The sequence below is a fragment of the Bacillus sp. CZDM1 genome (assembly GCF_055502545.1).
In genome coordinates, this window is the sequence record NZ_JBUESO010000008.1 from 156,915 (window position 1) to 183,471 (window position 26,557).

The 26,557-nt window shown below is 37.3% G+C and carries 35 protein-coding genes and 1 riboswitch; of the genes, 18 read left to right on the forward strand and 17 right to left on the reverse strand.

What is annotated here, in order from left to right; translation table 11 throughout:
* Position 1: 1 nt before the first annotated feature.
* The 6 genes from ACY3XC_RS18790 to ACY3XC_RS18815 are packed head-to-tail and all read right to left on the reverse strand — an operon-like array spanning position 2 to position 1,953.
* Positions 2–220 (reverse strand): spore germination protein, encoded by a 219-nt coding sequence (locus ACY3XC_RS18790; protein WP_464869890.1) that lies wholly within the window; start codon positions 218–220, stop codon positions 2–4.
* Positions 221–279: 59 nt separating this feature from the next.
* The gene (locus ACY3XC_RS18795; protein ID WP_464869891.1) at positions 280–666 is read right to left on the reverse strand and encodes a spore germination protein GerPE; all 387 of its coding nucleotides are present in this window, start codon (positions 664–666) and stop codon (positions 280–282) included.
* Positions 667–680: 14 nt separating this feature from the next.
* The gene (locus tag ACY3XC_RS18800) at positions 681–851 is read right to left on the reverse strand and encodes a spore gernimation protein GerPD (RefSeq protein WP_179158285.1); all 171 of its coding nucleotides are present in this window, start codon (positions 849–851) and stop codon (positions 681–683) included.
* On the reverse strand, positions 841–1,461 hold the full coding sequence (gene gerPC, locus ACY3XC_RS18805; protein ID WP_179158286.1) for a spore germination protein GerPC: 621 nt from the start codon (positions 1,459–1,461) through the stop codon (positions 841–843). Before gerPC ends, ACY3XC_RS18800 begins: the two co-directional genes overlap by 11 nt.
* A gap of 9 nt (positions 1,462–1,470) precedes the next feature.
* Positions 1,471–1,710, reverse strand: coding sequence for a spore germination protein GerPB (locus ACY3XC_RS18810; protein ID WP_179158287.1), 240 nt, complete (start codon positions 1,708–1,710; stop codon positions 1,471–1,473).
* An 18-nt stretch (positions 1,711–1,728) separates the two neighbouring features.
* On the reverse strand, positions 1,729–1,953 hold the full coding sequence (locus tag ACY3XC_RS18815; RefSeq protein WP_063253175.1) for a spore germination protein: 225 nt from the start codon (positions 1,951–1,953) through the stop codon (positions 1,729–1,731).
* Between the two features lie 247 nt (positions 1,954–2,200).
* Positions 2,201–2,287, forward strand: a riboswitch (cyclic di-GMP riboswitch).
* Positions 2,288–2,492: 205 nt separating this feature from the next.
* On the opposite strand from ACY3XC_RS18815, the gene ACY3XC_RS18820 reads away from it, so the two are divergent.
* From ACY3XC_RS18820 to ACY3XC_RS18835, 4 genes are all read left to right on the forward strand, one after another.
* Entirely contained in the window at positions 2,493–3,101 is a 609-nt protein-coding gene (locus ACY3XC_RS18820; protein WP_464869892.1) for an ATPase, T2SS/T4P/T4SS family, read from the forward strand.
* Between the two features lie 83 nt (positions 3,102–3,184).
* Positions 3,185–3,544, forward strand: coding sequence for a YisL family protein (locus ACY3XC_RS18825; protein WP_179158289.1), 360 nt, complete (start codon positions 3,185–3,187; stop codon positions 3,542–3,544).
* Positions 3,545–3,663: 119 nt separating this feature from the next.
* Positions 3,664–3,936: a ubiquitin-like small modifier protein 1 gene (locus tag ACY3XC_RS18830; protein ID WP_179158290.1), complete on the forward strand. Its 273-nt coding sequence runs from the start codon at positions 3,664–3,666 to the stop codon at positions 3,934–3,936.
* A 1-nt stretch (position 3,937) separates the two neighbouring features.
* Complete coding sequence (locus ACY3XC_RS18835) at positions 3,938–4,210, forward strand: MoaD-like domain-containing protein (RefSeq protein ID WP_464869893.1); 273 nt, start codon at positions 3,938–3,940, stop codon at positions 4,208–4,210.
* 56 nt (positions 4,211–4,266) lie between these two features.
* Here the strand turns inward: ACY3XC_RS18835 and ACY3XC_RS18840 are convergent, their stop codons facing one another.
* Complete coding sequence (locus ACY3XC_RS18840; protein ID WP_464869894.1) at positions 4,267–6,096, reverse strand: aldehyde ferredoxin oxidoreductase family protein; 1,830 nt, start codon at positions 6,094–6,096, stop codon at positions 4,267–4,269.
* 221 nt (positions 6,097–6,317) lie between these two features.
* Between ACY3XC_RS18840 and ACY3XC_RS18845 the strand changes: the two genes are divergently transcribed.
* Positions 6,318–7,346, forward strand: a complete 1,029-nt coding sequence (locus ACY3XC_RS18845) for a ThiF family adenylyltransferase (protein ID WP_464869895.1) — start codon at positions 6,318–6,320, stop codon at positions 7,344–7,346.
* Between the two features lie 52 nt (positions 7,347–7,398).
* Here the strand turns inward: ACY3XC_RS18845 and ACY3XC_RS18850 are convergent, their stop codons facing one another.
* A complete protein-coding gene (locus tag ACY3XC_RS18850; RefSeq protein WP_464869896.1) occupies positions 7,399–7,962 on the reverse strand; it encodes a DUF2777 domain-containing protein in 564 nt (187 codons plus the stop codon).
* Between the two features lie 164 nt (positions 7,963–8,126).
* On the opposite strand from ACY3XC_RS18850, the gene asnB reads away from it, so the two are divergent.
* Both asnB and ACY3XC_RS18860 read left to right on the forward strand, forming a co-directional pair.
* Positions 8,127–9,977 (forward strand): asparagine synthase (glutamine-hydrolyzing), encoded by a 1,851-nt coding sequence (asnB, locus tag ACY3XC_RS18855; RefSeq protein ID WP_464869897.1) that lies wholly within the window; start codon positions 8,127–8,129, stop codon positions 9,975–9,977.
* 62 nt (positions 9,978–10,039) lie between these two features.
* Entirely contained in the window at positions 10,040–11,521 is a 1,482-nt protein-coding gene (locus ACY3XC_RS18860; protein WP_464869898.1) for an alpha-amylase family glycosyl hydrolase, read from the forward strand.
* 55 nt (positions 11,522–11,576) lie between these two features.
* Here ACY3XC_RS18860 and ACY3XC_RS18865 read toward each other — a convergent pair whose 3' ends face one another.
* Both ACY3XC_RS18865 and ACY3XC_RS18870 read right to left on the reverse strand, forming a co-directional pair.
* A complete protein-coding gene (locus ACY3XC_RS18865; RefSeq protein ID WP_179158297.1) occupies positions 11,577–12,452 on the reverse strand; it encodes an SDR family oxidoreductase in 876 nt (291 codons plus the stop codon).
* A gap of 137 nt (positions 12,453–12,589) precedes the next feature.
* Positions 12,590–13,081, reverse strand: coding sequence for a YajQ family cyclic di-GMP-binding protein (locus ACY3XC_RS18870; RefSeq protein ID WP_179158298.1), 492 nt, complete (start codon positions 13,079–13,081; stop codon positions 12,590–12,592).
* 136 nt (positions 13,082–13,217) lie between these two features.
* Here ACY3XC_RS18870 and ACY3XC_RS18875 point away from each other — a divergent pair, with 136 nt between their 5' ends.
* Positions 13,218–14,081, forward strand: coding sequence for a CvfB family protein (locus ACY3XC_RS18875; protein ID WP_179158299.1), 864 nt, complete (start codon positions 13,218–13,220; stop codon positions 14,079–14,081).
* Positions 14,082–14,151: 70 nt separating this feature from the next.
* Positions 14,152–14,283 (forward strand): DUF3941 domain-containing protein, encoded by a 132-nt coding sequence (locus tag ACY3XC_RS18880; RefSeq protein ID WP_081810752.1) that lies wholly within the window; start codon positions 14,152–14,154, stop codon positions 14,281–14,283.
* Positions 14,284–14,315: 32 nt separating this feature from the next.
* On the opposite strand, the gene ACY3XC_RS18885 is transcribed toward ACY3XC_RS18880, so the two are convergent.
* On the reverse strand, positions 14,316–15,176 hold the full coding sequence (locus tag ACY3XC_RS18885) for a DegV family protein (RefSeq protein WP_464869899.1): 861 nt from the start codon (positions 15,174–15,176) through the stop codon (positions 14,316–14,318).
* Positions 15,177–15,289: 113 nt separating this feature from the next.
* Here ACY3XC_RS18885 and ACY3XC_RS18890 point away from each other — a divergent pair, with 113 nt between their 5' ends.
* Together ACY3XC_RS18890 and ACY3XC_RS18895 are read left to right on the forward strand one after the other, a co-directional pair.
* Positions 15,290–16,132: a YitT family protein gene (locus tag ACY3XC_RS18890; RefSeq protein ID WP_464869900.1), complete on the forward strand. Its 843-nt coding sequence runs from the start codon at positions 15,290–15,292 to the stop codon at positions 16,130–16,132.
* A 14-nt stretch (positions 16,133–16,146) separates the two neighbouring features.
* Positions 16,147–16,626 (forward strand): BsuPI-related putative proteinase inhibitor, encoded by a 480-nt coding sequence (locus ACY3XC_RS18895; RefSeq protein WP_464869901.1) that lies wholly within the window; start codon positions 16,147–16,149, stop codon positions 16,624–16,626.
* A gap of 118 nt (positions 16,627–16,744) precedes the next feature.
* On the opposite strand, the gene ACY3XC_RS18900 is transcribed toward ACY3XC_RS18895, so the two are convergent.
* From ACY3XC_RS18900 to ACY3XC_RS18910, 3 genes are all read right to left on the reverse strand, one after another.
* On the reverse strand, positions 16,745–16,930 hold the full coding sequence (locus ACY3XC_RS18900; RefSeq protein WP_095248599.1) for a DUF3813 domain-containing protein: 186 nt from the start codon (positions 16,928–16,930) through the stop codon (positions 16,745–16,747).
* A gap of 2 nt (positions 16,931–16,932) precedes the next feature.
* Positions 16,933–17,085 (reverse strand): hypothetical protein, encoded by a 153-nt coding sequence (locus tag ACY3XC_RS18905; RefSeq protein WP_179158304.1) that lies wholly within the window; start codon positions 17,083–17,085, stop codon positions 16,933–16,935.
* Between the two features lie 113 nt (positions 17,086–17,198).
* Positions 17,199–18,011 carry a Cof-type HAD-IIB family hydrolase gene (locus ACY3XC_RS18910; protein ID WP_464869902.1) on the reverse strand — a complete coding sequence of 271 codons (813 nt, stop codon included), beginning with the start codon at positions 18,009–18,011 and terminating at the stop codon, positions 17,199–17,201.
* Between the two features lie 186 nt (positions 18,012–18,197).
* Between ACY3XC_RS18910 and ACY3XC_RS18915 the strand changes: the two genes are divergently transcribed.
* The 4 genes from ACY3XC_RS18915 to ACY3XC_RS18930 all read left to right on the forward strand — a co-directional run bounded on the left by ACY3XC_RS18915 (position 18,198) and on the right by ACY3XC_RS18930 (position 20,933).
* Positions 18,198–18,971, forward strand: coding sequence for an alpha/beta fold hydrolase (locus ACY3XC_RS18915; protein WP_464869903.1), 774 nt, complete (start codon positions 18,198–18,200; stop codon positions 18,969–18,971).
* A 15-nt stretch (positions 18,972–18,986) separates the two neighbouring features.
* The gene (locus ACY3XC_RS18920; RefSeq protein WP_179158307.1) at positions 18,987–19,295 is read left to right on the forward strand and encodes a metal-sulfur cluster assembly factor; all 309 of its coding nucleotides are present in this window, start codon (positions 18,987–18,989) and stop codon (positions 19,293–19,295) included.
* Between the two features lie 6 nt (positions 19,296–19,301).
* Positions 19,302–19,640, forward strand: coding sequence for a DsrE family protein (locus ACY3XC_RS18925; protein ID WP_179158308.1), 339 nt, complete (start codon positions 19,302–19,304; stop codon positions 19,638–19,640).
* A gap of 165 nt (positions 19,641–19,805) precedes the next feature.
* A complete protein-coding gene (locus tag ACY3XC_RS18930; RefSeq protein WP_464869904.1) occupies positions 19,806–20,933 on the forward strand; it encodes a TIGR04053 family radical SAM/SPASM domain-containing protein in 1,128 nt (375 codons plus the stop codon).
* A gap of 42 nt (positions 20,934–20,975) precedes the next feature.
* On the opposite strand, the gene ACY3XC_RS18935 is transcribed toward ACY3XC_RS18930, so the two are convergent.
* Positions 20,976–21,674, reverse strand: a complete 699-nt coding sequence (locus tag ACY3XC_RS18935; RefSeq protein WP_464869905.1) for a Crp/Fnr family transcriptional regulator — start codon at positions 21,672–21,674, stop codon at positions 20,976–20,978.
* 277 nt (positions 21,675–21,951) lie between these two features.
* Between ACY3XC_RS18935 and moaA the strand changes: the two genes are divergently transcribed.
* Positions 21,952–22,968, forward strand: coding sequence for a GTP 3',8-cyclase MoaA (moaA, locus tag ACY3XC_RS18940; protein WP_464869906.1), 1,017 nt, complete (start codon positions 21,952–21,954; stop codon positions 22,966–22,968).
* Between the two features lie 68 nt (positions 22,969–23,036).
* On the opposite strand, the gene ric is transcribed toward moaA, so the two are convergent.
* Entirely contained in the window at positions 23,037–23,738 is a 702-nt protein-coding gene (gene ric, locus ACY3XC_RS18945; protein WP_464869907.1) for an iron-sulfur cluster repair di-iron protein, read from the reverse strand.
* A 222-nt stretch (positions 23,739–23,960) separates the two neighbouring features.
* Between ric and ACY3XC_RS18950 the strand changes: the two genes are divergently transcribed.
* Together ACY3XC_RS18950 and mobB are read left to right on the forward strand one after the other, a co-directional pair.
* Positions 23,961–25,226: a molybdopterin molybdotransferase MoeA gene (locus ACY3XC_RS18950; protein ID WP_464869908.1), complete on the forward strand. Its 1,266-nt coding sequence runs from the start codon at positions 23,961–23,963 to the stop codon at positions 25,224–25,226.
* On the forward strand, positions 25,214–25,765 hold the full coding sequence (gene mobB / locus ACY3XC_RS18955) for a molybdopterin-guanine dinucleotide biosynthesis protein B (RefSeq protein ID WP_464869909.1): 552 nt from the start codon (positions 25,214–25,216) through the stop codon (positions 25,763–25,765). The genes ACY3XC_RS18950 and mobB overlap by 13 nt, the downstream gene beginning before the upstream one ends.
* 51 nt (positions 25,766–25,816) lie before the next feature.
* On the opposite strand, the gene ACY3XC_RS18960 is transcribed toward mobB, so the two are convergent.
* A complete protein-coding gene (locus ACY3XC_RS18960) occupies positions 25,817–26,509 on the reverse strand; it encodes a Crp/Fnr family transcriptional regulator (RefSeq protein WP_464869910.1) in 693 nt (230 codons plus the stop codon).
* Positions 26,510–26,557 lie beyond the last annotated feature (48 nt).

A 26,557-nucleotide genomic window follows, 5' to 3' on the forward strand; every position in this document is an offset into this window, starting at 1 on the left:
ATTAGTTATTCCCGCCTATTGGCTGGTCGAGCAAATTGGCATCAAGTACATTTGTACCGCTTATTCCGTTGGCTGTAAAGATAATTCCCCCTGTATTAAAGCCCCCAGAACCTGCATTGGTCTTTGAGGCACTTTTTGGAGAGATATAGACTGTATCCCCGAACTGTACAACTCCACCGCTTACATTAACAATCTGAACTGGACCAATTATCGCTGGCATTTTTAATACATCCTTTTCATTATTAACACTTACAAATTATGTGATATCCTATTCAAAAGTCAATTGCCTTGTTCATTGTCTTTATGGAATAGCTGCCTGATATGTTTAACCCTGGCTTCCATTGAGACGATTTCACTGTTTCCGACATGAAGAATGGCAGCGGAAGACATTGCGAGGATGGAGATATTATTGACCTTAATGACAGGAAGAGTATTATGAGTGGAAATTGTTATTTTTTCGTTGATTGGCAGTAAAGGAATTGGTTCTGAAAAAACAGGAAATCTTGAAAAATTTCCTTCTTTGGCATAGAATACATCAGCTTCCCGTTGAACAGCTAAGGCTCGTGAAAAACCATTAATGATTCGGGAATCTCCGAGTTGAATGGTAGAGGCAAAGGAAGCCGAGTTCACTTTAATGGCATTTACTACAGAAGTTCTCTGGAGCATATTCTTAAGCCTGCCTAAAATAATGGGACAAATGGTCCGATTATAAGTGATTCTGCAGGAGTGTCAAAGGTGGAAGCTAATTGAATGGTTTGGGTGTCGCCAACAAATACGAGTGAAGAACTTGCTACTCCCATAATTCTTATGGTATCTACATTGAGTTCACGATTATATACTTCAAAGTTCATTCTGTGTATTCATTCCTTTCACGTTCTCTGGTAAATGATTTATAAATATTAAAATACCTTTTCTGATTTCCTGTTTAATTAATTCAACTATACTTTCCTCTGTATGAACTTCACCTTCACGGTTAGAGGCTGAAGAATTTTGAATATGATAATCTATCCTAGCTGGAAGCTGCTTCAAGATATCTTGTTTGATAAAGTCTAAATAGGAGTCGTCTAAACTTACATTTAATTGATTTTGAGTTTCCTTAAATAGTGCTGGCAGGTCGGTTTCTAAATAATGATAAATAGATTCTTCTATTTTCATAGACCGCTGCATTTGTGCCTTAGGATGTATGGGTGTATTTATCGATTGATTTTGAACAGCGAAATCTTCAATATTTGCCAAATCCGATGGGTTTAGCCCAATGTTTAATGTTCCGTCAAGAGTTTCAACCTTCAATTGATCGAATTTATATTCAATCTTATCAACCTTAATACTAGGCTTATCCTTTAATTGCTTCATTTCTTCCTGTAGTTTTTGAATGGTCTGTTCCAGTATGGCAATTCTCTTTTCCTGTGTTTGTAAAGTCATTTGGACCCATTGAAGAAGTTGTGAATAATCCTGATACATACCATCACCTCACTGTTTAGCTTCTTCTCTTCCCGCGCCGCCCAAAGGTACTGCAACACTGCTAGTTTGCCCGTTTGTTGTTTGAGGGCCTCCTGCTGTCGGGGCTGGAGCTTTAAAACCGCCAGTGTTATATAGATAAGAAGCAGGTTTAATAATTCCCGCGCTGCCAATTTGCAGAACAGAGGAATTTGTAATACTGTTAATTTTAATGAAATTTATTTGAATGGATTGCTGGATATAAAAATTCATTTAAAAACCAACCTTTCCTTAGGCATTAAGGAAGATTCCTTGATCAATACCGTCTGAATCATTTGTGTTCGTATTACTTAAATTATTATTATGAACATTTAAACTTTCACCCGTATTAAAGGACCCAGCCCCGGAGAAAGTTCTTGCGGATGAAAATGGCATGATTTTATAGACATCTCCAATATGAAAAACTGAACTGCTGCCAAGTGAAATGACTTGAGCAACTCCTACAATCGCTGGCATAAACAACACCCTTCACCTTTTTTTCTCCTAATATCGTATGTATGGGTTGGTGTAATGTGATTCATTCGCCCAATAAAAGTAAAAAGTGTTCCTTTTGAAAATATTACCGTTGTATGTTGGGAAAATAATAGGATTAGGTATAAATACCTATATAATTATCAAAAATGGTATATTAGTAGGATATAAGATAAAGAGAAAAGGACTTATGATGTGTTTAAGAGGTCAGTCGGAAAATAAAAACACTGATTCTCGATAAAGGCAAAACTGGTGAAAATCAGTGACGCAAAGCTAAAGGGGCTAAGGTGCATTTGCACTACGCCAGCCAGTTACCGAAAGAACAGGGTGTTTTACTATGCTGCAGCAATATATACATAGGGATGTCTATGTGGATTGTTGTACTACATTGTTAACCCCCCTTTCGGTAAAGGCGGGGTTATTTCTATTCTAATTCAACAACCCTGCCAAACCGATCGTTTCTTCTTTATGTTTTGTGATCAAAGCGGTTTTCAAAAAAACTAGAATAAGGCGGGTGGCATTGTATGGGACTATTAAAACAGGTTCAACAAAATAATCAGGGACAAGGTGCAGAGCACAAATTGTACCAGTCGAAAAGGCTGACTAATAGAAGGAATTCATGGAAACCTTTAGAGCTGCAGGATCTAATTCGTAATGGGACCATGTCAAAAGAAATGGCTCTCTTCCTCTGTACATGTGTTAAAGCTAGATTAAATATTCTAGTAAGCGGGGGAACAGGGGCTGGTAAAACAACCCTTGTCAATGCTCTTTCCACTTTCATCCCAAAAGCGGAAAGGAATATGATTGGAGATGTTCGTGAAAAGGCAGGACGTGAAATACTCCGGACAGAGAATAAAGGACTTGATGGTTTTCTTGCAACAGGACACTCCAGCAGTCCAAGTAATATGATTGATCGCTTGGAAATCATTGCCTATCTTGAGGGGATGAATTTGCCTATCAAAGCGATTAGGGAAAAAATCGCCAGTACTATTGACATCATTGTCCACCTTTCACGAATAAATGATGGAACAAGAAAAATCACGAAGATAACAGAGGTTCAGGGAATCGAAGGGGAAAATATTGTGCTTAGAGATATTTTTTCTGTTAATCCTCTCGAAGGTTCTTATTATTAGAACCTTCTTTTTTTTAGGATTTTAGGGATGCCTATGGTATGATAGTGTTGCTATAAGCATTGCATACATAGGAGGAAGAATAAATGATTCATGGTCACGTAACAGCTTGGGTTTTGGCATTAATTTTATTTATTGTCGCTATATTTTTACTAAAAGGCGGAAAAGAAAAGGGCGCTAAAATTGTCCAAATGATACTGCGAGTTCTTTATTTATTGATAATTGCAACAGGTGTTGGACTACTATTCATGCTTTCCAATATTGATTTGTTGTATATACTAAAAGCAGTCGTAGGGATTTGGGTAATTGGCCTTTTTGAAATGATCCTTAGTAAGGTTGCACAAAACAGAAAAACTTCCGTTTTGTGGATACAGTTTGCTATCGCGTTCTTGCTTGTACTCTACTTAGGTTTTGATAAATTACCAATGTCCATTTTTTATGTATAATATCTGTTTATTTAAATGAGCTGTCCGGTTTCTTGGCAGCTCCTTTTTTATGCACAAAAAAGGATGACAAGAATTGCAAATAGTTTTACTATTTAAGTAAGGGGAGAGGAGTGTCTCATATGCTAGTTAGAGTTTTTGCTAATCTCCGGGAAATTTGCGGCGGAGTTGGAGTAGAGGTTAACCCGGATGGTCAACGTGTTATTGATGTACTAGATAAAATGGTTGAAATGTTTCCTGATTTAAAGAATGAAATATTTACACTTGAAAAACAACTGCTTCCATTTGTTCATGTTTTTATAAACGGAAGAAATATTATTCATTTGGAGGGTCTTGAAACCATAGTAAAAGAAACCGATCAATTTGCGTTATTTCCTCCAGTTGCAGGTGGTTAATATGCCAGAGCAGGAATTGGAGTTTCGTGGAATCAATCGGAAGCATCTTGGAATGTATTTTGAAGAGTTAGGCGGAAAACAAATGACAGATGATTTCCCCTATGTTTATAAATCTAATGAATGGTGCGGAGAAATAGTTAGGGAAGAAGAGCTTTCAATTACTTCTACATTTAAAGTCAATTCTGTACATATTCGCTTTAATGCTTCAGATGATATGACGCTAAAAGAGCTTATCAATAGATATCGGGTGAAAACCAGGAGGATAGGCGGATAGTTAAATTTCTAAAACAAAAGGCTTCTGCAAAATATGCAGAAGCCTTCGAATATTTATTATACTAACTGATTTTCCGAATCGATGATTTCAAGCTCCCGAAGTTTTGCTTCGGTAACTTTTCCGTTTTCCCAGCCGCGTACTTGATAGTACTCTCCAAGCATGATATCCATTCTGCTAACTTCCCCAGCACTATTACCAGAGGCAGGCTCTTCAGTGAATCGTTTTGGAAGATAGTCATCTTCTTCCTTATCGAACCCGGCGAGGTTATTATAATAACGCTCTAGGTTATAAATTCTTTCTCCAGCCTTCATCACATCATCAGCTGTCATCGAAATACCAGTCATCGCACTATATTGTTCTGCATAATGCTCCGCGTTTTCAGAAAAGGAGGAAAATTTACAAATATTCATAGAATCAGAGAATGCAAGCATATCTTGGAATATTTTTAATAACTCACCTTTTCCTTCAGGCTTAAGACGATCTGTTGGTTCTGGAATACCAGCAATCTCACTCGCAACCGTATATCCGCGTAAATGGCAGGCACCGCGGTTACTTGTTGCATAACCAAGACCAATACCTTGAATTCCACGTGGATCATAGGCAGGAATCGACTGTCCTTTTACAGACATAGAAAGCTCAGGTGCACCCCAAGAAGCTGTTGCTTTTGCAGGACCCTCTGCAAGGATGCCGCCAAAGCCTTCACGGAATGCAATTTTCTTTGTTAAATCAATCATAGAATCGGCATCGCCCCAGATGAGTTCTTCTGTGATTAACCCTTTTTCGTAGGCTTCCATTGTAACAGAGAAGCAATGGCCGAGCTCTATAGTATCAAGTCCATACTCATTACACTGGTCAATCAAATAAGAGATAGCTTCCGCATCACTTAATAAGCAGTTCGAGCCAAGTGACCAGGAGGATTCAAATTCAAAGCTTTCGACTCTTGTTTTATACTTGCCATCCTTTACTTCAACCTCGATTTTGCAGCCTACAGGGCAAGCATGGCATGTATTGTTTTTAACAAGCAAATGCTGGTTTACATATTCACCACTGTGCTTTTCTGCTTCTTCCCAATGTGTGAACTGAGAATTCTTGGTAGGAAGTGCACCGACTTCATTGATAATGTTGGTTAAAACATTCGTGCCATATACGGAAAGGCCGCCTTTATTGGGTGCTGTTAATCCTCCGTCAAGGATTGCCTTTACCGCCTTTTTGTTCGCTTCTTTATATTCAGTTTCTAATTTAGGCTGTGGCATATTCCCTTTTTGAGGTGCCTTAATTACAACCGCTTTCAATTTTTTATATCCTGCAACTGCGGCTGTTCCGCCACGTCCAGCAGCTCGGTCATGCTCGTTAATAAAAGAGGCGAACTTAACTGTGTTTTCACCGGCTTGACCAATCGTCATGACACTAAGATCTTGTTCACCGTATCTTGCCTGCATCGTTTTTACTGTTTCTCTTGTTCCTTTGCCCCAAAGTTCTGATGCATCACGCAGTTCCGCCTTACCATCCTCGATATAAAGATAAACAGGCTTGTCGCTTTTACCTGTAAGGATGATATTATCGACCCCTGCCCACTTTAAACGTGCTGCGGTCCATCCTCCCATATGAGAATCAGTGACAGTACCTGTTAACGGAGACTTCGTAACAACACAAAGACGTCCACTCATGGAAGAACGTGAGCCCGTTACAGGACCAGTCATGATACAAAGCATGTTTTCAGGCGATAATGGCTCCACTTCAGGACCGTTATCAAGTACATACTTAACTCCAAGACCTCGGCCGCCAATGTACTTTGTAGCAGCTTCTTCGTTAATAGGTCTGTAATTAATCGTACCTGCTGTTAAATCAACTACCACTTCTTTGTTTAAGAAACCACCTAAATTCAATGTTTTTCCCTCTCTTTCATTAATAAATTGAAGTTTATCTCCTATTTATAGTAAAAATTATTAATAGGATATTCCTCTCAAAATTAATAAATAAACCCAATTCCTATTATACAATTATTTTTATATATTTAATATTTAAAGTTTTCTAAATTTAAATTAAAATTAACGTAGATTACGTGACTCGTTAGTATGTATTACTAATATAGAAAAGAGGATCACATATGGACGATTTAGGACGATACGGAAGACAAATTCTTTTTTCAGGAATAGGGAAAGAGGGACAGGTGAAATTGCTGAAAAGCAAGGTGGCTATTGTCGGTGTTGGAGCACTCGGAACAGTATGTGCCAATCATTTGGTCCGATCGGGTGTGGGATACATAAGGTTAATTGATAGAGATGTAGTTGACCTTTCCAATCTGCAGCGTCAATCACTTTTTAACGAAGAAGATGTTAATCTAAATCTTCCAAAGGCAGTTGCAGCGGGGAAGAGGCTGAAAACGATTAACTCTACTGTTACTGTTGACGCCGTTATCACAGATTTAAACCTTGATAATGCAGAGGAATTATTAGAAGGGTTTGATGTCATTGTTGATGGTACGGATAATTTTGTGACCCGTTACTTAATCAATGATGTTGCTGTTAAGTATGGGATTCCTTGGGTCCATGGGGCAGCCGTCAGCTCAAGAGGAATGTTTGCCGTTATTAAACCTGGAATTACTCCGTGCTATCGCTGTCTATTTCCACATGTGCCAGCTGGCAGGGGTGAAACCTGTGACACGATTGGTGTTCTGTCACCAATAACAGATATAATTGGTTCCTTTCAAGCAATGGAAGCAATTAAACTATTAATAGGAGCCTCCACAAGTTCTAACCTTGAGCAAATTGATATATGGGATACTACCTTTTTTTCAATGGATATAAGTGCAGGGAAAAATCCACAATGTCCTGCATGTGTACACCATCAATATGACTTTCTAGATCGTTCGTCAGCCCTTCAAGAAGCTTATAGTTCTCTTTGCGGTCGAGATACCGTGCAAATCTATTTTAGAGAAAAGCGCGAACGAGACTTAACAAAACTTAGTGAACACTTAAAAAAGAATGGAAAAGTTACCGGAAACCAATTTTTACTTCGGTTCTCTCCTGATCCAGAAACAATAATCGTCGTATTCAAGGATGGTAGAGTTCTTGTCCATGGAACAAATGACATCGTAAAAGCAAAATCCCTCTATTCAAAATATATAGGAAACTAACTAAATAAAAATTAGGTGTGTTTTCTTCTTTATGAAAACACACCTTTAATTATTAAGAGATCATCTTTTCGATAACCAATCGTTTTCCGGTATTTAAGGTGAATTCAAACCGATCATTGACTTTTTCAAAATAACAAAAATGATGCTGCACATTACAGATTTGTTCCTGGTTATCGAAAACAATAAAATTTACCCCATCTCTACGTTTTTCATCTGATAAGAAAGATAGGTGATTGTAACAATAGATACAATCATATATAGAAAAATCTAACGAGTTTAATGTTGTGACAAATTGAAAAAAGGCGTCATCATTCATTCCCTCTAAAAGTCTTTCCAACGAGTAGATTAAATGCTTCCTTATTCTAACCAAATCATGGTCACGAAGCATAATGACCTCATTTCCACTTCGTATCTTCCCAGTTTCAATTAAAATTCCTTTCTTCCATCGATTAACGCGAAATATTTCAATCTCTTGTTGAAGAAAGTCATCCAGCATTGCTGCTTCTTCTGTTTCTTGATCAAAAAATATCCATTGATCACTTATTTGTTCAACTGTTCCTTCGTTATAGGCCCTCAGTTGAAAATCCAAAAGTTTCGTTCTTTGTTGTCGATTCATGTTTAACCTCCGTGCCTAATACTTCATTTTCTTTGTAGACATCTTTATGAGATTTTATAACTTGTTTATCTTTAATTTGGACAATTTACCAAATAAATTGGGCTGAATACTATAAAACATGTAACGTTTATCCAGCTTATAAACTGGAGAGAGGAGAGTTTATTATGTGCGGAGTAACAGGGTGGGTTGATTTTACAATAGATATTAAGAGTGAAAAAGATACATTGGAAAAAATGGCAAATACCCTTGCGAAAAGGGGGCCAGATGAGACTAACCTTTGGCTGAAAACTCATGTTGGCTTTGGTCATAAGCGGCTGATAGTTGTGGACCCTGAAGGGGGAAGACAGCCAATGACTAAACAAAAAGATGGTATACAATATACAATTTGTTACAATGGGGAGTTGTACAATACTGAAGATATCCGCAAAATTCTCCTTACTAAAGGATATTCTTTCAAAGGTCATTCTGATACAGAAGTTCTGTTAAATGCCTATATAGAATGGGCAGAAGAGTGCGTAAATCATTTAAATGGTATCTATGCTTTTGCTATTTGGGACCAAAAGAGAGAGCAGCTTTTTATTGGACGGGATCGATTAGGAGTTAAACCATTGTTTTTTACAGAATTAAATAATGGGATTGTATTTGCTTCGGAAATAAAGGCAATTCTTGCGAACCCTGGAATGAAAACAGAGCTAGAATATGAGGGGCTTGCTGAAATTTTTGGTTTAGGACCTTCAAGGACTCCAGGATCTGGAATTTTTAAAGGCATTAAGGAGCTGCGGCCGGCACACGCCATGACATTTTCAAAAAAGGGCTTAAAGATTTGGCGCTATTGGAATGTAAAGAGTGATGTGCACAGGGATAGTGTAGAAGAAACAGCTGAAAAAGTACGTTATTTGGTAACAGATGCTGTAACAAGACAGCTTGTATCCGATGTTCCGCTTTCTACCTTCTTATCAGGCGGGCTTGATTCAAGTATTATTACCGCTATTGCTGCACAAGGCTTTAAGAACCAAGGTAAAGGTCAGCTTCATACGTATTCTATTGACTATGAAGGAAACGACCGCTTTTTCAAAGCAAACGAATTCCAGCCAAATGCGGATGAGAAGTGGATTAAAATTGTGACAAGCGAGTTTGATACAAAGCACCATTTTAAAACCATTTCTCAGGAGCAATTAGTGAAAGACTTAACAGAAGCGGTTCATGTTCGTGACTGTCCTGGTATGGCTGACATTGATTCCTCCTTGCTTTGGTTTTGTAAGGAAATAAAAAAGGACTTTGTTGTTAGTCTTTCTGGGGAATGTGCGGATGAGATTTTTGGCGGTTACCCTTGGTTTCACCGCAAGGAAGATTTAGAGAGACCAGGTTTCCCTTGGATGCGTTCGGTTAATGAAAGAAATAACTTATTAAGAGCGGATTGGCAGCAAAGACTTAAATTAACGGATTACGTGATTGAAAAGTATAAGCAAGCCGTTCAGGAAACTCCTAAATTGGATGGAGAAAGCATCGAAGAAGCAAAACGGCGGGAGCTTTTTTATATTAATATGACACATTTTATGACAACGCTCCTTGACCGTAAAGATAGAATGAGTATGGGAGCAAGTCTAGAAGTCAGAGTCCCTTTTGCGGACCATCGTCTTGTGGAATACGTCTGGAACATACCGTGGGATATAAAAATGGTTCATGGCAGGGAAAAGGGAATTTTAAGAAAAGCATTTGAAGGAATTATTCCTGATGAAGTACTCTATCGTAAGAAAAGTCCGTATCCAAAAACCCATAATCCAGAATATACACGTGCTGTTCAACATCAATTGAAGGAGATATTAACAGATAAGTCCTCGGTACTATACGAATTATTCAATCGAACTTTACTAAATGAACTGGTGGAATCCGGAGGTAATTCCTTCAAAGAGCCATGGTTTGGTCAGTTAATGTCAGGACCACAGCTATTGGCCTATTTTATTCAATTAGATATTTGGTTTAAAGATTACAATATTAATATAGTAAATGCCTAGACGTTTATAGTTGGTTTCACAACTTTATTAGATTAAAATGAGTGTATGGAAGGGGATTGAAGATGAAAAAAACCTTGATTACACTCATTTTATTTTGTATTTTTATTTTTTCAAGCGTGCCAGCTTACGGGGCCGCAGTGGGGAAGACCCGGGAATGGCAGGATGAAACTGTATATTCCATAATGGTGGATCGTTTTTTTAATGCTAATACGAAGAATGATATTGATGTTAATACTTTAGACCCTTTAGCCTATAATGGCGGAGATTTTCAGGGAGTCATTGATAAGCTCGATTATCTTAAGGACATGGGATTCACAGCAATCCGGCTAACATCCATATTCGATAATACTGCTGGTGGGTATCATGGCTATTGGGTAAATGACTTTTATCAGCCTGATGAGCATTTTGGCTCTCTAAAGACATTTAAGAAACTTGTGCAAGAAGCACATCAACGTGATATGAAGGTACTCATTGATTTTGTAACCAATAATGTCTCCACAGAACACCCCTGGGTGAAAGATGAAACAAAGCAAAATTGGTTTAATGAGAAAAGTGATAGTAGTAATTCTAATGCTTTGCCTGATCTTAATCAGGACAACCCTGAGGTAAAAGCTTATTTAATCGATGCGGCTAAGTGGTGGATAAATGAGACGGATATAGACGGGTATACACTCCCTGAGGTAAATCATGTACCCGAAGCCTTTTGGAGTGATTTTTCAAATGAAGTAAAAAAGGAAAAGGATAACTTTTTTCTATTAGGGATTACTTCTCTTAACAGTAATGTTGATCCTGATAAATATAAGAATGCAGGCATTGACAGTCTTACCGATTATCAACATAGTGAACAGTTAAGGAATGTTTTCGCTACGACCAATCGAGCTTTTAGCGAGCTGAATGAAAATAAGGTTCAAAAGCCTGAATTACAGCCACAATTTTTTGATAATGAAATGACTACGAGGTTTACGAATGATATCGTAAAGAATAAACATTTTCCAGGAGCTCGCTGGAGGACTGCATTAACCTATATTTATTCTACTCCTGGAATCCCTGTTGTCTTTTATGGCAGTGAAATTGCTTTAAACGGCGGAGAGATTCCAGATAATCGGCAGCCAATGAATTTTAGGACAGAAAAGGAACTTATTGATTATATTACAAAGCTCGGCGAAGTAAGAAATCAGCTTCCTTCCTTGACGAGGGGAAGTATGGAGATGCTTTATGAAAAAAATGGAATGGCTGTTTATAAACGCGTCTACCAAGATGAAACCGCGATTATTGCCATTAATAATACAAGTGAATCTCAAAATGTGACGTTAAACAAGGAACATATTGAAGGTGGAAAAGAACTGCGCGGTATGCTTAATGGAGACCTGGTCAGGAGTAATGATGATAACCAATATGATCTCATTATTGACCGGGATGAGGCAGAGATTTATGTGTTAGCCAATAAGAGCGGAATTAATCTGACACTAATTGGTTCACTAGTAGTTGTCTACATCTTATTCACTATATTCATAATAAAAGTAAGGAAAAGAAGAAAAGAATAACGAAAAAACGCGATGCTCCTAAATGGAAGCATCGCATTTTTTCTAAGGGAATCCCCTATCCATTAATGATTTTTCCACCGTTAACATGGATGATTTGGCCGCTTACATAGGAAGAATCATCAGACGCCAGATATACATAACTTGGGGCAAGTTCATAGGGTTGCCCTGCTCTGCCCATTGGGGTATCGGTTCCAAAGCTTACGACTTGGTCTTCAGTGAATGTTGAGGGAATGAGCGGTGTCCATATCGGACCCGGTGCGACACCGTTAACTCTAATTCCTTGTGGTGCAAGTGATTTTGCCAGTGAACGTGTAAAGGTCACGATGGCACCTTTTGTAGCAGAGTAATCTAATAATTGTTCATGTCCAGCATAGGCAGTGATAGAGGTTGTATTGATAATAGCGGCACCTTGTTTCAGGTAAGGCAGTACCATTTTAGACATATAGAAATAGGAAAAAATATTGGTTCGGAAGGTTTTTTCAAGCTGAGCAGAAGTGATATTTAGCAGACTCTGTTGAGGATGCTGCTCTGCTGCATTGTTGACTAAAATATCAATTTTTCCAAATTGGTCTTTTGTTTGATTAACAATATCCTTACAAAAATCTTCATTGCCAATATCGCCGGAAAAGAGCAGGCATTTACGGCCTTCTGCTTCAACTAGTGCTTTTGTTTCTTCTGCATCCTGGTGCTCCTCTAAGTAGGAGATGGCAACATCTGCCCCTTCTTTTGCAAAATAAATGGCTACTGATTTACCAATTCCACTATCCCCCCCAGTAATAATGGCTGTTTTACCAGCTAGTTTCCCAGCACTTTTATAGTTCGAATCAACTGAAATTGGACGAGGATTCATTTCACTTTCAATGCCAGGCTGATGATTCTGATGCTGTGGTGGGAAAGCCTTCTTTTGATGTTGTTGATTATTGTTGGTCATTTATTTTACCTCCAAGGATATTTACCATTTTAGTTTGAGGAATATGTAAGAAAATATGAGCAAATAAAAAAGGTGAAAAGAAATAATTCCTTTTCACCTAGTGAAAAGAGATCTCCTTTTCACCTTTTAGAGAGTTATTATCTGTAATTAAGAAATTGAACATCGACCGTTAGGTCTGCTTCTCGTACCAATGAAATAATCTTTTGTAAATCATCACGGTTTTTACCGCTAACCCTGACTTGATCGTCTTGAATTTGGCTTTTTACCTTAAGACCGCTATTTTTAATAATCGTATTAATTTTTTTTGCATTTTCTTTATCAATTCCTTGAACCAGCTTTGCTCTTTGACGAACAGTCCCCCCAGATGCTTTTTCCATTTTGCCATAATCAAGATTCTTCACAGGAACCCCTCTTTTGATTAACCTGCCAAGCAAGACGTCTTTTAACTGGTCCATCTTAAATTCATCATCTGAAACTAGAACAAGTTCTTCTTTATCTAGTGTAACCTCACTTTTACTGCCTTTAAAATCATAACGGGTTTTAATTTCCTTCATTGTTGCAGTAATTGCATTATTGACTTCAGTAAATTCTACTTTGGATACAATATCAAATGATTCATCTTTGGCCATAGTAATAATACCTCCAATATATTTTTAATAACGGTATGTAATCCTGCTAAAGTTTCCCTTTATGGCTACATTATAGTAAAATATAGCAAGTCAAACAACCCTATGGACAACTATAGGAGAGAAAAGGTGAGTTAAGATGTCTTTACAAGAACTTATAGGTCAAACCGTTACTTTAACGGTAGCACGAAAAGCCGACTTCGGCTATTTTTTAACAGATGGAAATGAAGATGTTTTGCTGCATATAAATGAGGCTGACCGAGAATATGAAGAAGATGAATCCGTTGAGGTTTTTCTTTATGTTGACTCCGAAGGCAGGACGTCTGCTTCTACAACCATACCTGAAGTAGCGATTGGCAAATACGCTTGGCTTAAAGTAGTAGATTCCAACCCTCATGTTGGGGTGTTTTTGGATATTGGGATTAAAAAAGATTTATTATTAGGGATTGATGATCTTCCAGTCCATAAATCAGTCTGGCCTATGGCAGGGGATTTGGTTTATGTTACCTTAAGGGTAAATAACAATTATCTTTTATATGCAAAGCTAGCAACTGACCCTGTCATTGAATCAATTTCAACAAAGGCGACTAGGGCTGATTTTAACAAAAATATTCAAGGGCATATCTATCGGACAGCAAAGGTTGGCAGCTGGATCTATACCATTGAAGGCTATAAAGGCTTTATTCATGAGTCTCAAAGACAAAAAGAGCCGCGGTTAGGGCAAATGGCAGAAGGGCGAATTATCGATGTTAAGGAAGATGGGACAGTGAATGTTTCTTTACTGCCGAGGAAACAGGAATCACAGGATCTCGAAGCTGAACGTGTCTATGAGTATTTAATGAGCAGAAATGGTGCCATGCCATTTAATGATAAAAGTATGCCAGAGGAGATACAAGAACGTTTTCAGTTAAGTAAAGGTGCTTTTAAGCGTGCACTTGGAAAACTAATGAAAGACGGTCGAGTATATCAAGAAGGAAGCTGGACCTACTTGAAAAAAGATTAGTATATGATACATACTCTAATTCAAAATGACGGAAACTAACCACTGAAGGAATTTTGAAAGGGGTATTTATATGCCGCATACATCAGATAATGATAAAAAAGCACAAGACAATAATGCATTAAGACATGAGAAAAACATGATGCGAGAAAAAAATCGCCAAGCAGGTAAAAATCAATATTCGAAAAAAACGGACCATAAATAAGAAATAAGCGGGAGTTTTCCCGCTTATTTTTATTATGATGGCAGTTTATTTAAAAAGAAAATGGCAATTGTGCCTGGACCTGTGTGGGCACCAACTGCTGAGCCGATAGAAGAGATGAAAACCTCTTTTGGATTTAATTCCTCCTCAATCATTGCTTTCACTTCGGAGGCTGTCTCTACAGTATCAGCGTGACTTATTCCGACAACTTGATCATTAAAGTTGTCACTGCGTTCTCTCATGATATCAAGTATTCGACGAAAAACCTTCTTTTTTCCTCGTATTTTTTCAATTGGAACGAGTTTTCCATCGTCTACATTCAAAATAGGTTTTATATTCAGTAATCCACCCAAAAAAGCCGAAGCTTTCGATACACGACCGCCTTTAGCTAAATAATCTAAGTCCTCTACTGTAAACAAATGCTCCATATGCTGACTGCGAAATAACACATCATTTAAAATTTCTTCCTTTGAGACATTTTCAGCTGCAAGCCTTGCTGCTTCTTTTACGACAAGGCCAAAACCAAGAGAAGCACATTTTGTATCGACAATCGTTAAATTAAAGTTTGGATATTTTTCCTTTACTTGGTCAAGAATCATAACAGATGTCTGATATGTACCAGATAATGCTGAAGAAAAAGCAATATATATTCCATCTTCATTATTTTCAGCCATATTAGTAAAGACTTCCTCAAATAATAAAGGAGAAACCTGAGACGTTTTCGGAACATCGCCCGCGCGTATGGCGTCATACACAGTTTTCGGATCAATTGTTTTAACATCCTCATATTCTTGCCCATTAACCTGTACCTTAAGTGGGAATAATGTGACGTTATGTGCAGAGTAAAAATCTTTTGGTAAATCGCATGCGCTGTCAGCTAGTATTTTTACCGGCATGAAGCTCACCTGCTTTCAAGCTAATATAGTTAGTTTCAGTTTATCGGTTTCACCTCAAAAATACAATTATCTGCTTAGAGATAATACCTCAAAAGTTGAAGGAGATGGTGCATTTGATATGGCAGCAAACCAAAAAATCAATCATTGTTATTGTGGGTGCATTCCTAAATGCCCTGGCAATAAATTTATTTTTAATTCCAGCAAATGTTTATTCTAGTGGATTTACTGGAATAGCACAATTATTATCGAAGGTATTAAGTGAACAAACCCCCTTAAATATTTCAATGGGATTTTTATTACTATTGCTGAATATACCAGTAGCCATTTTAGGGTGGTTGAAGGTAGGTAAATCCTTTACCATTTATAGTTTTTTAAGTGTGGCTTTATCGTCACTATTCTTAGAATTAATTCCCATTACACAAGTTTCAAATGATATTCTCCTTAATGCTGTATTTGGCGGGGTAATACTAGCAGTTGGTGTTGGAATCACCTTGAAATGGGGGGCTTCAACTGGGGGCTTAGATATTATTGCAATGGTTTTATCAAGGATGAAAGATAAACCGATTGGCAGTTATATGTTTATTTTAAACGCATTTATTATTATTACAGCTGGATTTTTATATGGATGGGAAAAAGCCCTCTATACGATTGTTTCCTTATATGCTTCAACAAGAGTAGTGGATGCTATCCATACGAGGCATGCTAAGCTTACAGCAATGATTATTACAAAAAAGGCAGATGAGCTAAAGGCAGCTATCCATTCGCAGTTAGTAAGAGGAATTACAATGATTCCTGCAAAAGGTGCCTTTTCAAATGAATCTAGAGACATGCTGATGATTGTTATTACCCGTTATGAGCTATATGATTTGGAACGTATCCTTGCTGAGGTTGATCCAAATGCATTTACCAATATCATTCAGACAACTGGAATTTATGGATTCTTTAGGCGTGAATAAGGAGGGTGTAAAACGTGAGAAGTATTTTATGTGTGATTTTGTTTCTATTTCCCTTTAGTTTAAAAGGAGAAGCAAATTATGGTGAGGACAATCATCCATTTCAATTTTCAGTAACTCCTATTGCTGGACATGAGAAGGTGGAATTCGAGATACTAATCAAAAATCCATGGGATCACCCAATAAGCTTTGAGTTTCCTACATCTCAATATGTTGAGATTTCTGTGGCAGATGCATCTGGGCATGAGGTATATCGATATTCAAAAGGCCGATTTTTTTTACAGGCCTTGCAAACCCTTAAGATTGACCCACATCAAACCTTTAAAAAGGTAGAAAAATGGAATTACCAAGTAAATGGAAAAAGAGTTTCTGAAGGACAATATACAGTTACTGCCACTCTCTTACCAAGAAAACTAAATGACCAACCGTTAAGTAACAACCAAAAATTAGTCAGTAAGGTAAATTTTAATATTCCAGCAGAAAATCCTGAACCATAAAGCCTTCATGATGACCGAAATTAGAAGAATTATGAAAAAGTAGTAACCATGAAGTGTTCATGACGGCCTGATGAGAAAGAAAAGCTGGCACGCTTTTGGTAACGTGCCAGCTTTTCTATTATTTCAATTGCTCAAGCTCATTTTGCATTTCTTGGAGCTGACTTTGTTCTGCGACTGTTGAATTAGCGTATGCTGAACTTAATGCATTTTTCGCTTTCGAAACCACAGAATTACGTTCAGCAGGGTCGGCCGTTTTCGCCATCTCAACAAATCTTCTTGCTTCTTGGAATAACTGGTTTCCCATCGTTATATCCCTCCAAGCGAGGAGTCACGCACATTGGACATTTTCTGGGCTTCCGCTTCAGCGTAGGTCATGTGGTAAGGAATACGTTCATCGTGTTTACTGACAGTATCCACTCCTTGCTGGACAAAGCGTTTTGATTTGTTTCGTTTACCCATTGTAATCCCTCCAATTTGGTGAGCTTGGTGTGAAGCAGTGTAAACTGCCTCACAAAAATAGTATGCTCAAATCAGAGTTTTTCATTTAGGTAAACAATGGTGAACCACTTAAATTATTTTATATTTAACAAATCTGACAAATATACCCCGATACCATCTTCCTCATTCGTAAGGGTCACTTCATTTGCAATAGATTTGACTTTATCAATCCCATTTCCCATGGCTACACCACGACCAGCATACTCAAGCATTTCTAAATCATTATCTTCATCGCCAAAAGCAATAATTCTTTCAGGAGGAATGTTGAAGTATTCTGAAGCCTTTTTTAATCCAACAGCCTTGCTTAAGCCTGTTTTAATAATTTCAATAACATGCCATGGTGCTGCCCAGCTGCGATGGTCGATGACCTCAGCGTGAACATCTGACAAATGTCGGCGGATTTGCTTTAATTCATCTTCCTCCGTATGGATTAACAAACTAGTTGGGGAGTCTTTTAAATAATTTCGCAAATCACCCGTTGTTACATTTGGATTCCCCATACCGAATATATCTAACAGTTTTTCGTCATGATAGTGGAAATAAACATCATCAATGACTTCGGCAATAATATTGTGAAAGTTGAATGAACGGCATGCTTCTACAATATCTTTGGCTACTTTTAAATCCAGAGGATCATGATAAAAACCCCAGCTTGAATCTAGCGGGTGATGCATAAAGGCACCATTGAAATTCACAATGGGAGTATCGAGCTTAAGTTCGTGGTAATAGGGTTCACTTGAACGATAGGGTCTTCCTGTTGCAATCATAACCACATGACCTTGTTCACGAGCTTTACTTAAAACGTATTTTGTTTTCTCAGAAATCGTTTTATCATCTTTTAATAAAGTTCCATCTAAGTCCAATGCAATTAAATGTTTTTCAGCCATAGTGACTCCTCTTTAATTGTTTTTTTATTCCATAAGTCTAAGCTTTAGATAAATAGCAAACGAAATGTTACACTACAAATGTATATAAGTACTATGTTAACAATTTTATACCTTACCTGTAAAAAAATTCACTTCATTTGAATCGGATTTCCGATATAATTAATTTACCCAGGAGGTTCTTCCTAAGTGATTATCGTAGAAAAAAGTTTGCTGAAAAATAATCCTCATTTACATATAGTAAATAACAGTGAACAACAAAGAAGGCTTCCTCTCATTATTTTTAACCATGGATTTACCAGTGCAAAGGAGCACAACCTTCATTACGCCTATTTATTAGCGGAAAAGGGATTTCGGGTCATCTTACCAGAGGCGATATACCATGGTGAAAGAGAGCAAGGTTTAACTGAGAAAAATCTATACAGTCAATTTTGGGAAATTGTCATTAAGACTATCCATGAATTAAACGATTATAAGGAATACTATGTTAATGAGGGATTAGCAGATCAGGAGCAAATTGGACTTGCTGGAACTTCAATGGGCGGGATTGTTACCTTGGGTGCTTTAACCAAATATAAATGGATTAAAGCTGCAGTCAGCTTAATGGGAATGCCTGCATATGAAGAATATTTACATTGGCAATTAGAACAAATGAAAAGCCTTGGGATTACTCTTTCTTTTACGGATGAACAAATTGAAGAGCAATTATCTTTCCTTCGTCCATATGATTTAAGTCTTCAACCTGAAAAGCTTGAAAATCGCCCGTTATTATTTTGGCATGGACAAAAGGATCCAATCATACCCTTTCACTTAACGTATCAATTTTATCTATCGATAAAGGATAATTATGAGAAAACACCATCTAATATTCACTTTATAAGTGATGCACAAGCTGATCACAAAGTTAGCAGAGAAGGTTTAAAAGCCACTGTTGAATGGTTTGAGAAACATTTATTAAAATAAAAGGAGTGTTTTAAAATGAATGAAGAATTAAAAGAAAATATCATGGGTGCATTAGAATTGGTAATAGATCCAGAATTAGGTGTGGATATTGTAAATTTAGGTTTAGTATATGATGCTGAGATGGACGATGAAGGAAACACTACGATTACCATGACGTTAACTTCAATGGGCTGCCCGCTTGCAGGAACAATAGTAGACCAAGTAAAAAGAGCGTTAGCAGATATTCCTGAAATAAAAGAGGTTGAGGTTAATATCGTGTTTAACCCGCCATGGAACAAGGAAATGATGTCCCGCTATGCAAAAATCGCTTTAGGAATTCGATAAGAAAAGATGAAAAACAAGATCATTTTAGTTAGTTCCAACCAACTGGGCCGCGGCGATCAATTTCTTGGAGAGAACGTACTTGAAACCTATTTCACCTTAATGAAGCAAAGAGAAGAACTTCCTGCTGCTGTATTTTGTATGAACAGCGGAGTCCTAACCATGACAGAGGATTCCTTCGTTTCTGTTCACTTGAAAGAAATGGAAGAAAAAGGTGTGGAGATTTTGGCATGTAAAACCTGCGTTGATCATTACAAAGTGGAGGAAAAGTTAACAGTAGGTAAAATTAGCGGTATGGCTGATTTTATTGAGTTATCGGCAAGATATGAAGTAATAACCATATCTTAAACAGCAGATTTTCTGCTGTTTTTTATTTTTTCACTTCACAAAGTAGACATATAATTTTAAATGTAATGTGAGGTAGTTCACTTATCCATAGTGGAATCCCCTATATAATACAGGTAATTAGGCTGTTTGGTTTTGTTGAAATGGCCGCTTTAGGAGGCGTTTCATATGGCTTTTGGCCGAGACTTTAATAAAGATCCATTTATCGTAATTTGGGAGCTAACACGCGCATGTCAACTTGCTTGTTTACATTGTCGTGCAGAGGCTCAATTAAAAAGAGACCCACGTGAACTATCATTTGAAGAAGGTAAGAATCTAATTGATCAAATATACGAAATGAATAATCCGATGCTTGTATTTACAGGCGGGGACCCATTAATGAGACAAGATGTTTTTGATATTGCAAAATATGCAGTTGAAAAAGGCGTTAGAGTTTCGATGACACCAAGTGCGACACCAAATGTTACAAAAGAGGCAATTGAAAAGGCGAAAGAAGTTGGTCTTTCTCGCTGGGCATTTAGTATCGATGGTCCAACAGCTGAGGTTCACGATCACTTCCGTGGAACAGCGGGATCCTTCGACCTTACAATGGAAAGAATTAAATACCTGCATGAACTCGAAATTCCAATTCAAATCAATACCGTAATATCAAGATATAATATAGAGTACCTCGATGAAATGGCAAAAATGGTTGAGGATTTAGGCTGTGTACTTTGGAGTGTCTTTTTCCTTGTCCCAACAGGCAGAGGTCAAGAATCTGATATGATCTCACCTGTAGAGCATGAGAAAGTGTTCAGATGGCTATATGACCTTAGTAAGCGCGTTTCCTTTGATATTAAGACAACAGCTGCTCAGCATTACCGACGTGTTGTTATTCAGCAAAAGATGCGTGAGGCAAAGGACCAGACAGAGGAAATTGATTATTTGAGTGCGTTAACAGAACAGGGGTTAACAGGTTCGATTGACGGACTTGGACGAGCACCTAAAGGCGTCAATGACGGAAATGGATTTGTCTTCATCTCACATATTGGGGATGTATACCCAAGCGGCTTATTACCTGTCAAAGCAGGAAATGTAAGAGAGACGCCGCTAGCGGAGATTTATCGCGAGTCACCAATTTTTAAATCACTAAGAAATCCTGATCTCTATAAAGGAAAATGTGGTGTTTGTGAATTCCGCCATGTATGCGGCGGTTCTAGATCAAGAGCCTATGCGATGACCGGAGATTACCTAGAAAGCGAACCATTCTGTGTTTATATTCCAAAAGCGATGAGAGAAAAACAGGTTCAATCATAAAAAAAATGGAAGCAATCATTCATTCATGATTGCTTCCATCTATTATTCAATACTGCAATATACGGCTGGGCAATTTTCACAGCCAATCTCGTCTTTTAAATATTGAAGATCTAAAATAGAAATTTTTCCTTTTTTAATACTGATTTTTTTATCTTTTTTCAATTCGCTTAGGATACGGTTTGTACTCTCTCTTGAAGTTCCGCAAAAATTTGCAAGTTCCTGGTTCGTTAATGGTAAATCAATTAATATTTCATTTTCTTTATGAATACCATAGCTATTAGACATTCGAATTAATGTTGAAAAAAGTGCTCCTCGTTTTCCATTTAAGACAAGATCACGAAACTTTGTCTGGGTTTTCCGGAAATGGTCACTCATCCATTTCATAAACTCGAAGGCAAGCTTACTATTTTGGAATATTTCACTTTCGATGACATCTTTTTTGATGGCAACGATTTCACCTTCCTCTAAAACTCTGGCACTTAGTAAATACCTTGGATTGTCGGTAAACAGCGTTAATTCCCCACAGATATCGTTTTCACCACAAATTCTTAAAGAGAGTTCACGTCCATCTGAAGTTATTTTACTGATTTGAATTTTTCCAGATATAATAATATAAAGTTCTTCTGCAAGCATACCTTCTTGAAATAAATAGGTTCCTCGTTCACTTCTAAATTTCCGATCGGAAAATCGTAGTAATTCTTTAATTTCTATGGAATGGGTTGGTTTAATTTTAGTCAACATGTATTCTCACCTCAGAGGTATTGTTTATCCTTAGTACTTTTCTTCTATTTTCGTTAGTCTTATTTTATCGTAAGTTTTGAAGTTTTAACGGAGTAAACAATGACAATATAGTGAAAACTCTCGGATTTTATTTTCAACTGTTAATAAATCTTCAATGAAAGCGTTAATAAATAGAAAAAGAAATGTTATGATAGTGAATAAAGTAACAGTATTTTTTGTTAGTAGCAGGTACACTTGTATTATATTATTCGCTTTTAAAATAATGGAGTTGATACGAATGGAAAAGACCATTATTAAAGATAAATTAGATCGACCATTACGTGATTTAAGAATCTCAGTAATCGATCGTTGTAACTTCCGCTGTCAATATTGCATGCCAGCCGATCAATTTGGCGATGATTTTGAATTTCTGCCAAAAAGTGCGCTGCTGACATACGAGGAAATCGAGCGGATAGCAAAGGCTTTTATAAGTGTTGGTGTGGAAAAAATACGTCTAACTGGCGGTGAACCACTTCTTCGAAGAGATCTTCCGATATTGGTGGAAAAGCTTGCAAAGATTGAGGGTTTAAAAGATATAGCTTTAACGACAAATGGAGTTCTACTTCCCAAACTTGCTGATAAATTAAAAAAGGCTGGTCTTCAAAGAGTCAATGTTAGCCTTGATACTTTAAATGATGAGCTGTTTGGAAAAATTAACGGTCGTGGTGTTGGCACACAGCCAGTTTTAGATGGGATTGAGGCAGCTAAGAAGGCTGGTCTCAAAATTAAAATCAATATGGTCGTTAAAAAAGGCCTCAACGATTCGGAAATCATCCCAATGGCTGATTTTTGTTTAAAGAATGGCTTGGAGCTCCGCTTTATTGAGTATATGGATGTAGGCTCATCTAATGGCTGGAAAATGGATGATGTCATCACCAAAAAGCAAATTTATGACCTATTAAAGGAACACTATCAATTAGAGTCTCTTGACCCTGCCTATTTTGGCGAAGTCGCAAAATTATATAATTATCAAAACACAGATGTAAATGTTGGATTTATTTCTTCTGTTTCAGAATCATTCTGCAGCAGCTGTACGCGTTCTCGACTTTCTGCAAATGGACAAATTTTCACTTGTTTATTTAATGGGAATGGTCATGATATTCGAAACTTTATGAGAAACGGTGCCACAGATGAGGAATTGAAAAACCGAATCTCTGCTATTTGGAATAATCGAAATGACAGGTATTCAGATGAAAGAACAGAAGAGACAGCAAAGAACCGCAAGAAAATTGAAATGTCATATATAGGCGGCTAAACCTCTCTACTCACAAGAGAGGTTTTTTACATAGAAAAGGAGGCTGATTGTTCAGCCCCTTTAAACATCTAATTAATATATCTAGGGAACAAGATATTATTTTCTAAATGTACATGCATAAATGTTAGTCCTTCTAGTTCTTCTAGTCGCTTGTATACTAATGTGTACGTTCCACAAGCATCAGCTGGAAGCGCATAGTCAGATGTAATAGCACGAATCTGTCTAAGTATTTCACCAGCATGATCATGTTCTTTTTCAAGCTCTACAATCATATTAATAGCTTCTTCACGATTTTCAACCGTACCATCGGCAAGTTGTTTGATTAACGGAAATACAATTGCTTCCTCTTTTTCCATATGTTCCATTAATTCTTTTTTGAATTCATAAAATAGCTCATTAACCTTTAAAAGTTCTGGGTGACTATCGCCATGAACACGTGAAACCTTGGTAACATAAGGGCTAAGCAATGTTAATTCTTCTTCCGATGTACGGTGATAATGGTTGATAACATGATCAATGATGGTAGTTGAATCTGATTTCGTCCAAACTTCTAAGTCCGTTTCAGTTGAACTGTACTTTTCAAATACTGCTTTTAATTCATCCATTAGTGCTTTTTCATTTAATCCATTTGCTGCAATAGCCTCGGATAGTGGAATATTGCCTCCACAGCAAAAGTCAATGCGGAATTTCTTGAAAACATCGCTTGTTTTTGGCAGTTCATTTACGATATCTTTAACCAATGTATTTGTAGAAAAAGGGAAAGTAATCATATTTTCCTCCTAATATTTTGTTTTTATTATTAGTTCTACCTTAAGGATAAGGTATTTCTTTGAAAAAATAGGTGACCTGAATCACACAAACAAAAGTATTTACTATTTTTTTGTTTAATGGTGTGATGTTTGCTATATTAGAGACTTTTCGATAGGCTTATAATGAAATATGTATAAAAAATTTATATATAAAGTATTTGTTTCCTGCAGGAGTTGATGGAATTGTTAGAGAGAAGAAAGCCTATCCCGATTGGGGATGCAGTTAAAAAAATAATGGAATTTCAGTTAAGTGGTAAAACAGAATTTGTTTCTATCGATGAAAGTTATGGACGGTTTTTATCAGAAGACTTAATTGCAACAAGTGATGTCCCTCATTTTGATCGAGCACCTTATGATGGTTTCGCTGTCCGGTCTATAGATACTAAGGAAGCTTCAGCAAATAATCCACTAGAATTTAAAGTTGTCGACCATCTTGGTGCGGGAATGACATCTTCCATGACAATTAAAGAACACGAAGCAGTTCGAATTATGACCGGAGCAATGATGCCTGAAGGTACAGACGCAGTTGTCATGTTTGAGGTTGCAAAAGACTATGACAAAAAAGGGACCCCTTATATGTCGATAAAACGAAGCTTTAATAAGGGGGATAACGTATCCTTCCGGGGAGAAGATGCCAAAGAAGGTGAAGTCCTGGTAAAAAAGGGCACATTAATAAACCCTGGTATTCAAGCCATGCTGGCTACGTTTGGCTACCACCAAGTTCCCGTTGCTAAAAAACCCATTATAGGTTTGTTTGCGACTGGAACGGAATTGCTCGAAGTGGATGAGGCATTGGTACCTGGTAAAATCCGAAATAGTAATTCACATATGATAGCGGCTCAAATTCAAAGAGCTGGTGCAATCGTCCATTATTATGGTAAGCTCCCTGATGTTTTTGATACTTGTTTTACAGCCGTAAAAAGTGCTATAGAAAAAGTAGATATCCTCATCACAACGGGCGGCGTTTCTGTTGGTGATTTTGATTATCTCCCTGCGATCTATGAAAAGCTTGGTGCTGAGGTGTTATTTAATAAAGTGGCAATGAGACCAGGAAGTGTAACAACAGTAGCTCAATTAGGAGGGAAACTACTGTTTGGTTTATCAGGTAATCCTTCTGCCTGTTATGTTGGTTTTGAGTTGTTTGCTCGACCAATTATACGCACAATGCTGTTTTCTGCTAGTCCACATCTAAGAAAAGAAAAAGCCGTTCTAGAGGTTGACTTTCCAAAAGCAAACCCATTCACAAGATTTGTCCGCAGTGCATTTTCTGTAAAAAAGGGCAGATTAAGTGCGACACCGAGTGGATTAGATAAATCCAATATCATCATGAGTCTATCAGGAGCTAATTCTCTAATGATTCTTCCAGGAGGTACAAGAAGCTTTCAAGCTGGAGATGAGGTTGATATCCTGTTACTTGAAGACCAAGATGGCAGTGTATGGCCTTGGTAAAGCCAATCATCTTTCAAGTAGTAGGATACCAAAATAGTGGTAAAACCACCTTTATATTAAAACTAATTGAAGCCTTAAAAAATGAGGGTATTAAAATTGTTACAATCAAGCATCATGGACACGGGGGAAGGCCAGATGTTATACCTCAAAAGGACTCATCCAGGCATCTAGAAGCAGGAGCTCTTGCTGCTTTGGTTGAAGGCGATGGGAGACTAGTCCTGCAGGCAGATGAATCCTTTTTGACTCTGGATGAACAAATTAGATTTATGGATTTTTTTCGACCTGATATTATCTTAATTGAAGGTCATAAGAAACAAGTGTATCCCAAATTACTGATTCTTAGAAATGAGAACGATCTTTCTCTGATTACCTATGTAACGAATATTAAGGCAGTCCTTGTCTGGAATCAAGCTTTGATAGATGTGGTCAGGGAACATTTGGCGGTTCCAGTTTTTCATATACTTGAGGATATTACAGTGACAGTGATTTCAAAAGAGTTAAGAATACTTGCTCATAATGTAGAAGAAAGCGGCAAATAAAAAAATCGGTCATGTGACCGATTTTTTTGTCTAGCTCCAGCGCTTTTCTTTTTAATCTATTTTACAAATTTCCGTAGAACAGTCCTCACAATCAATTTCATTTTTTAGATAATCCAAATCATGAATGGTAATGGACCCTTTATCGATTGAAATGATGCCTGTTTTTCTTAAATCACCTAGTAACCGATTGACTACTTCCCGTGATGTTCCACAAAAATTAGCCAATTCTTGATTGGTTAATGGAAGTTCAATTAAGATTCCTTTATTAGTTTTTATGCCATAACTATTAGTAATTCGTATGAGTGTAGAATATAACGCACCTTTTTTACCATGCAGGACAAGGTCTCTAAATCTGGTCTGTGTTTTCCGATACTGCATACTAATCCATTTCATAAATTCAAGCGAGAGAGCATTGTTGTTTGCAAGCTTCGCCTCAAGAACATCCTTCATAATAACAGCTACTTCGCCGCTTTCAGCAACACGTGCACTTAATAAATATTTAGGTGCAGGAGAAAATAAATCAAGTTCTCCAATAAAGTCTCCCCTTGAACACATTCTTAGTGTAAGTTCGCGCCCATCAGGGATAATCTTGCTGATTTGAATGATTCCACTTTGAACGATATATAATTCAGTTCCTGTGGAACCTTCCTGGAACAGAAAAGTGCCTTTTTCAATTTTCTTCATATGGTGAACCGTATCAAACAGTTGTGTTAACTTTACAGGAATTTCTTTTATTGACTGCATAAGAAAAACCACCTTTAAAGGGGTAGATAATACTATAATTATATTGAA

Excerpts from the sequence above, each read along its gene's own strand:
- ACY3XC_RS18790 (WP_464869890.1), bottom strand. The coding sequence starts at position 220 with ATGCCAGCGATAATTGGTCCAGTTCAGATTGTTAATGTAAGCGGTGGA.
- ACY3XC_RS18795 (WP_464869891.1), bottom strand. The coding sequence starts at position 666 with ATGCTCCAGAGAACTTCTGTAGTAAATGCCATTAAAGTGAACTCGGCT.
- ACY3XC_RS18800 (WP_179158285.1), bottom strand. The coding sequence starts at position 851 with ATGAACTTTGAAGTATATAATCGTGAACTCAATGTAGATACCATAAGA.
- gerPC (WP_179158286.1), bottom strand. The coding sequence starts at position 1,461 with ATGTATCAGGATTATTCACAACTTCTTCAATGGGTCCAAATGACTTTA.
- ACY3XC_RS18810 (WP_179158287.1), bottom strand. The coding sequence starts at position 1,710 with ATGAATTTTTATATCCAGCAATCCATTCAAATAAATTTCATTAAAATT.
- ACY3XC_RS18815 (WP_063253175.1), bottom strand. The coding sequence starts at position 1,953 with ATGCCAGCGATTGTAGGAGTTGCTCAAGTCATTTCACTTGGCAGCAGT.
- ACY3XC_RS18820 (WP_464869892.1), top strand. The coding sequence starts at position 2,493 with ATGGGACTATTAAAACAGGTTCAACAAAATAATCAGGGACAAGGTGCA.
- ACY3XC_RS18825 (WP_179158289.1), top strand. The coding sequence starts at position 3,185 with ATGATTCATGGTCACGTAACAGCTTGGGTTTTGGCATTAATTTTATTT.
- ACY3XC_RS18830 (WP_179158290.1), top strand. The coding sequence starts at position 3,664 with ATGCTAGTTAGAGTTTTTGCTAATCTCCGGGAAATTTGCGGCGGAGTT.
- ACY3XC_RS18835 (WP_464869893.1), top strand. The coding sequence starts at position 3,938 with ATGCCAGAGCAGGAATTGGAGTTTCGTGGAATCAATCGGAAGCATCTT.
- ACY3XC_RS18845 (WP_464869895.1), top strand. The coding sequence starts at position 6,318 with ATGGACGATTTAGGACGATACGGAAGACAAATTCTTTTTTCAGGAATA.
- ACY3XC_RS18850 (WP_464869896.1), bottom strand. The coding sequence starts at position 7,962 with ATGAATCGACAACAAAGAACGAAACTTTTGGATTTTCAACTGAGGGCC.
- asnB (WP_464869897.1), top strand. The coding sequence starts at position 8,127 with ATGTGCGGAGTAACAGGGTGGGTTGATTTTACAATAGATATTAAGAGT.
- ACY3XC_RS18860 (WP_464869898.1), top strand. The coding sequence starts at position 10,040 with ATGAAAAAAACCTTGATTACACTCATTTTATTTTGTATTTTTATTTTT.
- ACY3XC_RS18865 (WP_179158297.1), bottom strand. The coding sequence starts at position 12,452 with ATGACCAACAATAATCAACAACATCAAAAGAAGGCTTTCCCACCACAG.
- ACY3XC_RS18870 (WP_179158298.1), bottom strand. The coding sequence starts at position 13,081 with ATGGCCAAAGATGAATCATTTGATATTGTATCCAAAGTAGAATTTACT.
- ACY3XC_RS18875 (WP_179158299.1), top strand. The coding sequence starts at position 13,218 with ATGTCTTTACAAGAACTTATAGGTCAAACCGTTACTTTAACGGTAGCA.
- ACY3XC_RS18880 (WP_081810752.1), top strand. The coding sequence starts at position 14,152 with ATGCCGCATACATCAGATAATGATAAAAAAGCACAAGACAATAATGCA.
- ACY3XC_RS18885 (WP_464869899.1), bottom strand. The coding sequence starts at position 15,176 with ATGCCGGTAAAAATACTAGCTGACAGCGCATGCGATTTACCAAAAGAT.
- ACY3XC_RS18900 (WP_095248599.1), bottom strand. The coding sequence starts at position 16,930 with ATGGGAAACCAGTTATTCCAAGAAGCAAGAAGATTTGTTGAGATGGCG.
- ACY3XC_RS18905 (WP_179158304.1), bottom strand. The coding sequence starts at position 17,085 with ATGGGTAAACGAAACAAATCAAAACGCTTTGTCCAGCAAGGAGTGGAT.
- ACY3XC_RS18910 (WP_464869902.1), bottom strand. The coding sequence starts at position 18,011 with ATGGCTGAAAAACATTTAATTGCATTGGACTTAGATGGAACTTTATTA.
- ACY3XC_RS18920 (WP_179158307.1), top strand. The coding sequence starts at position 18,987 with ATGAATGAAGAATTAAAAGAAAATATCATGGGTGCATTAGAATTGGTA.
- ACY3XC_RS18925 (WP_179158308.1), top strand. The coding sequence starts at position 19,302 with ATGAAAAACAAGATCATTTTAGTTAGTTCCAACCAACTGGGCCGCGGC.
- ACY3XC_RS18930 (WP_464869904.1), top strand. The coding sequence starts at position 19,806 with ATGGCTTTTGGCCGAGACTTTAATAAAGATCCATTTATCGTAATTTGG.
- ACY3XC_RS18935 (WP_464869905.1), bottom strand. The coding sequence starts at position 21,674 with ATGTTGACTAAAATTAAACCAACCCATTCCATAGAAATTAAAGAATTA.
- moaA (WP_464869906.1), top strand. The coding sequence starts at position 21,952 with ATGGAAAAGACCATTATTAAAGATAAATTAGATCGACCATTACGTGAT.
- ric (WP_464869907.1), bottom strand. The coding sequence starts at position 23,738 with ATGATTACTTTCCCTTTTTCTACAAATACATTGGTTAAAGATATCGTA.
- mobB (WP_464869909.1), top strand. The coding sequence starts at position 25,214 with ATGGCCTTGGTAAAGCCAATCATCTTTCAAGTAGTAGGATACCAAAAT.
- ACY3XC_RS18960 (WP_464869910.1), bottom strand. The coding sequence starts at position 26,509 with ATGCAGTCAATAAAAGAAATTCCTGTAAAGTTAACACAACTGTTTGAT.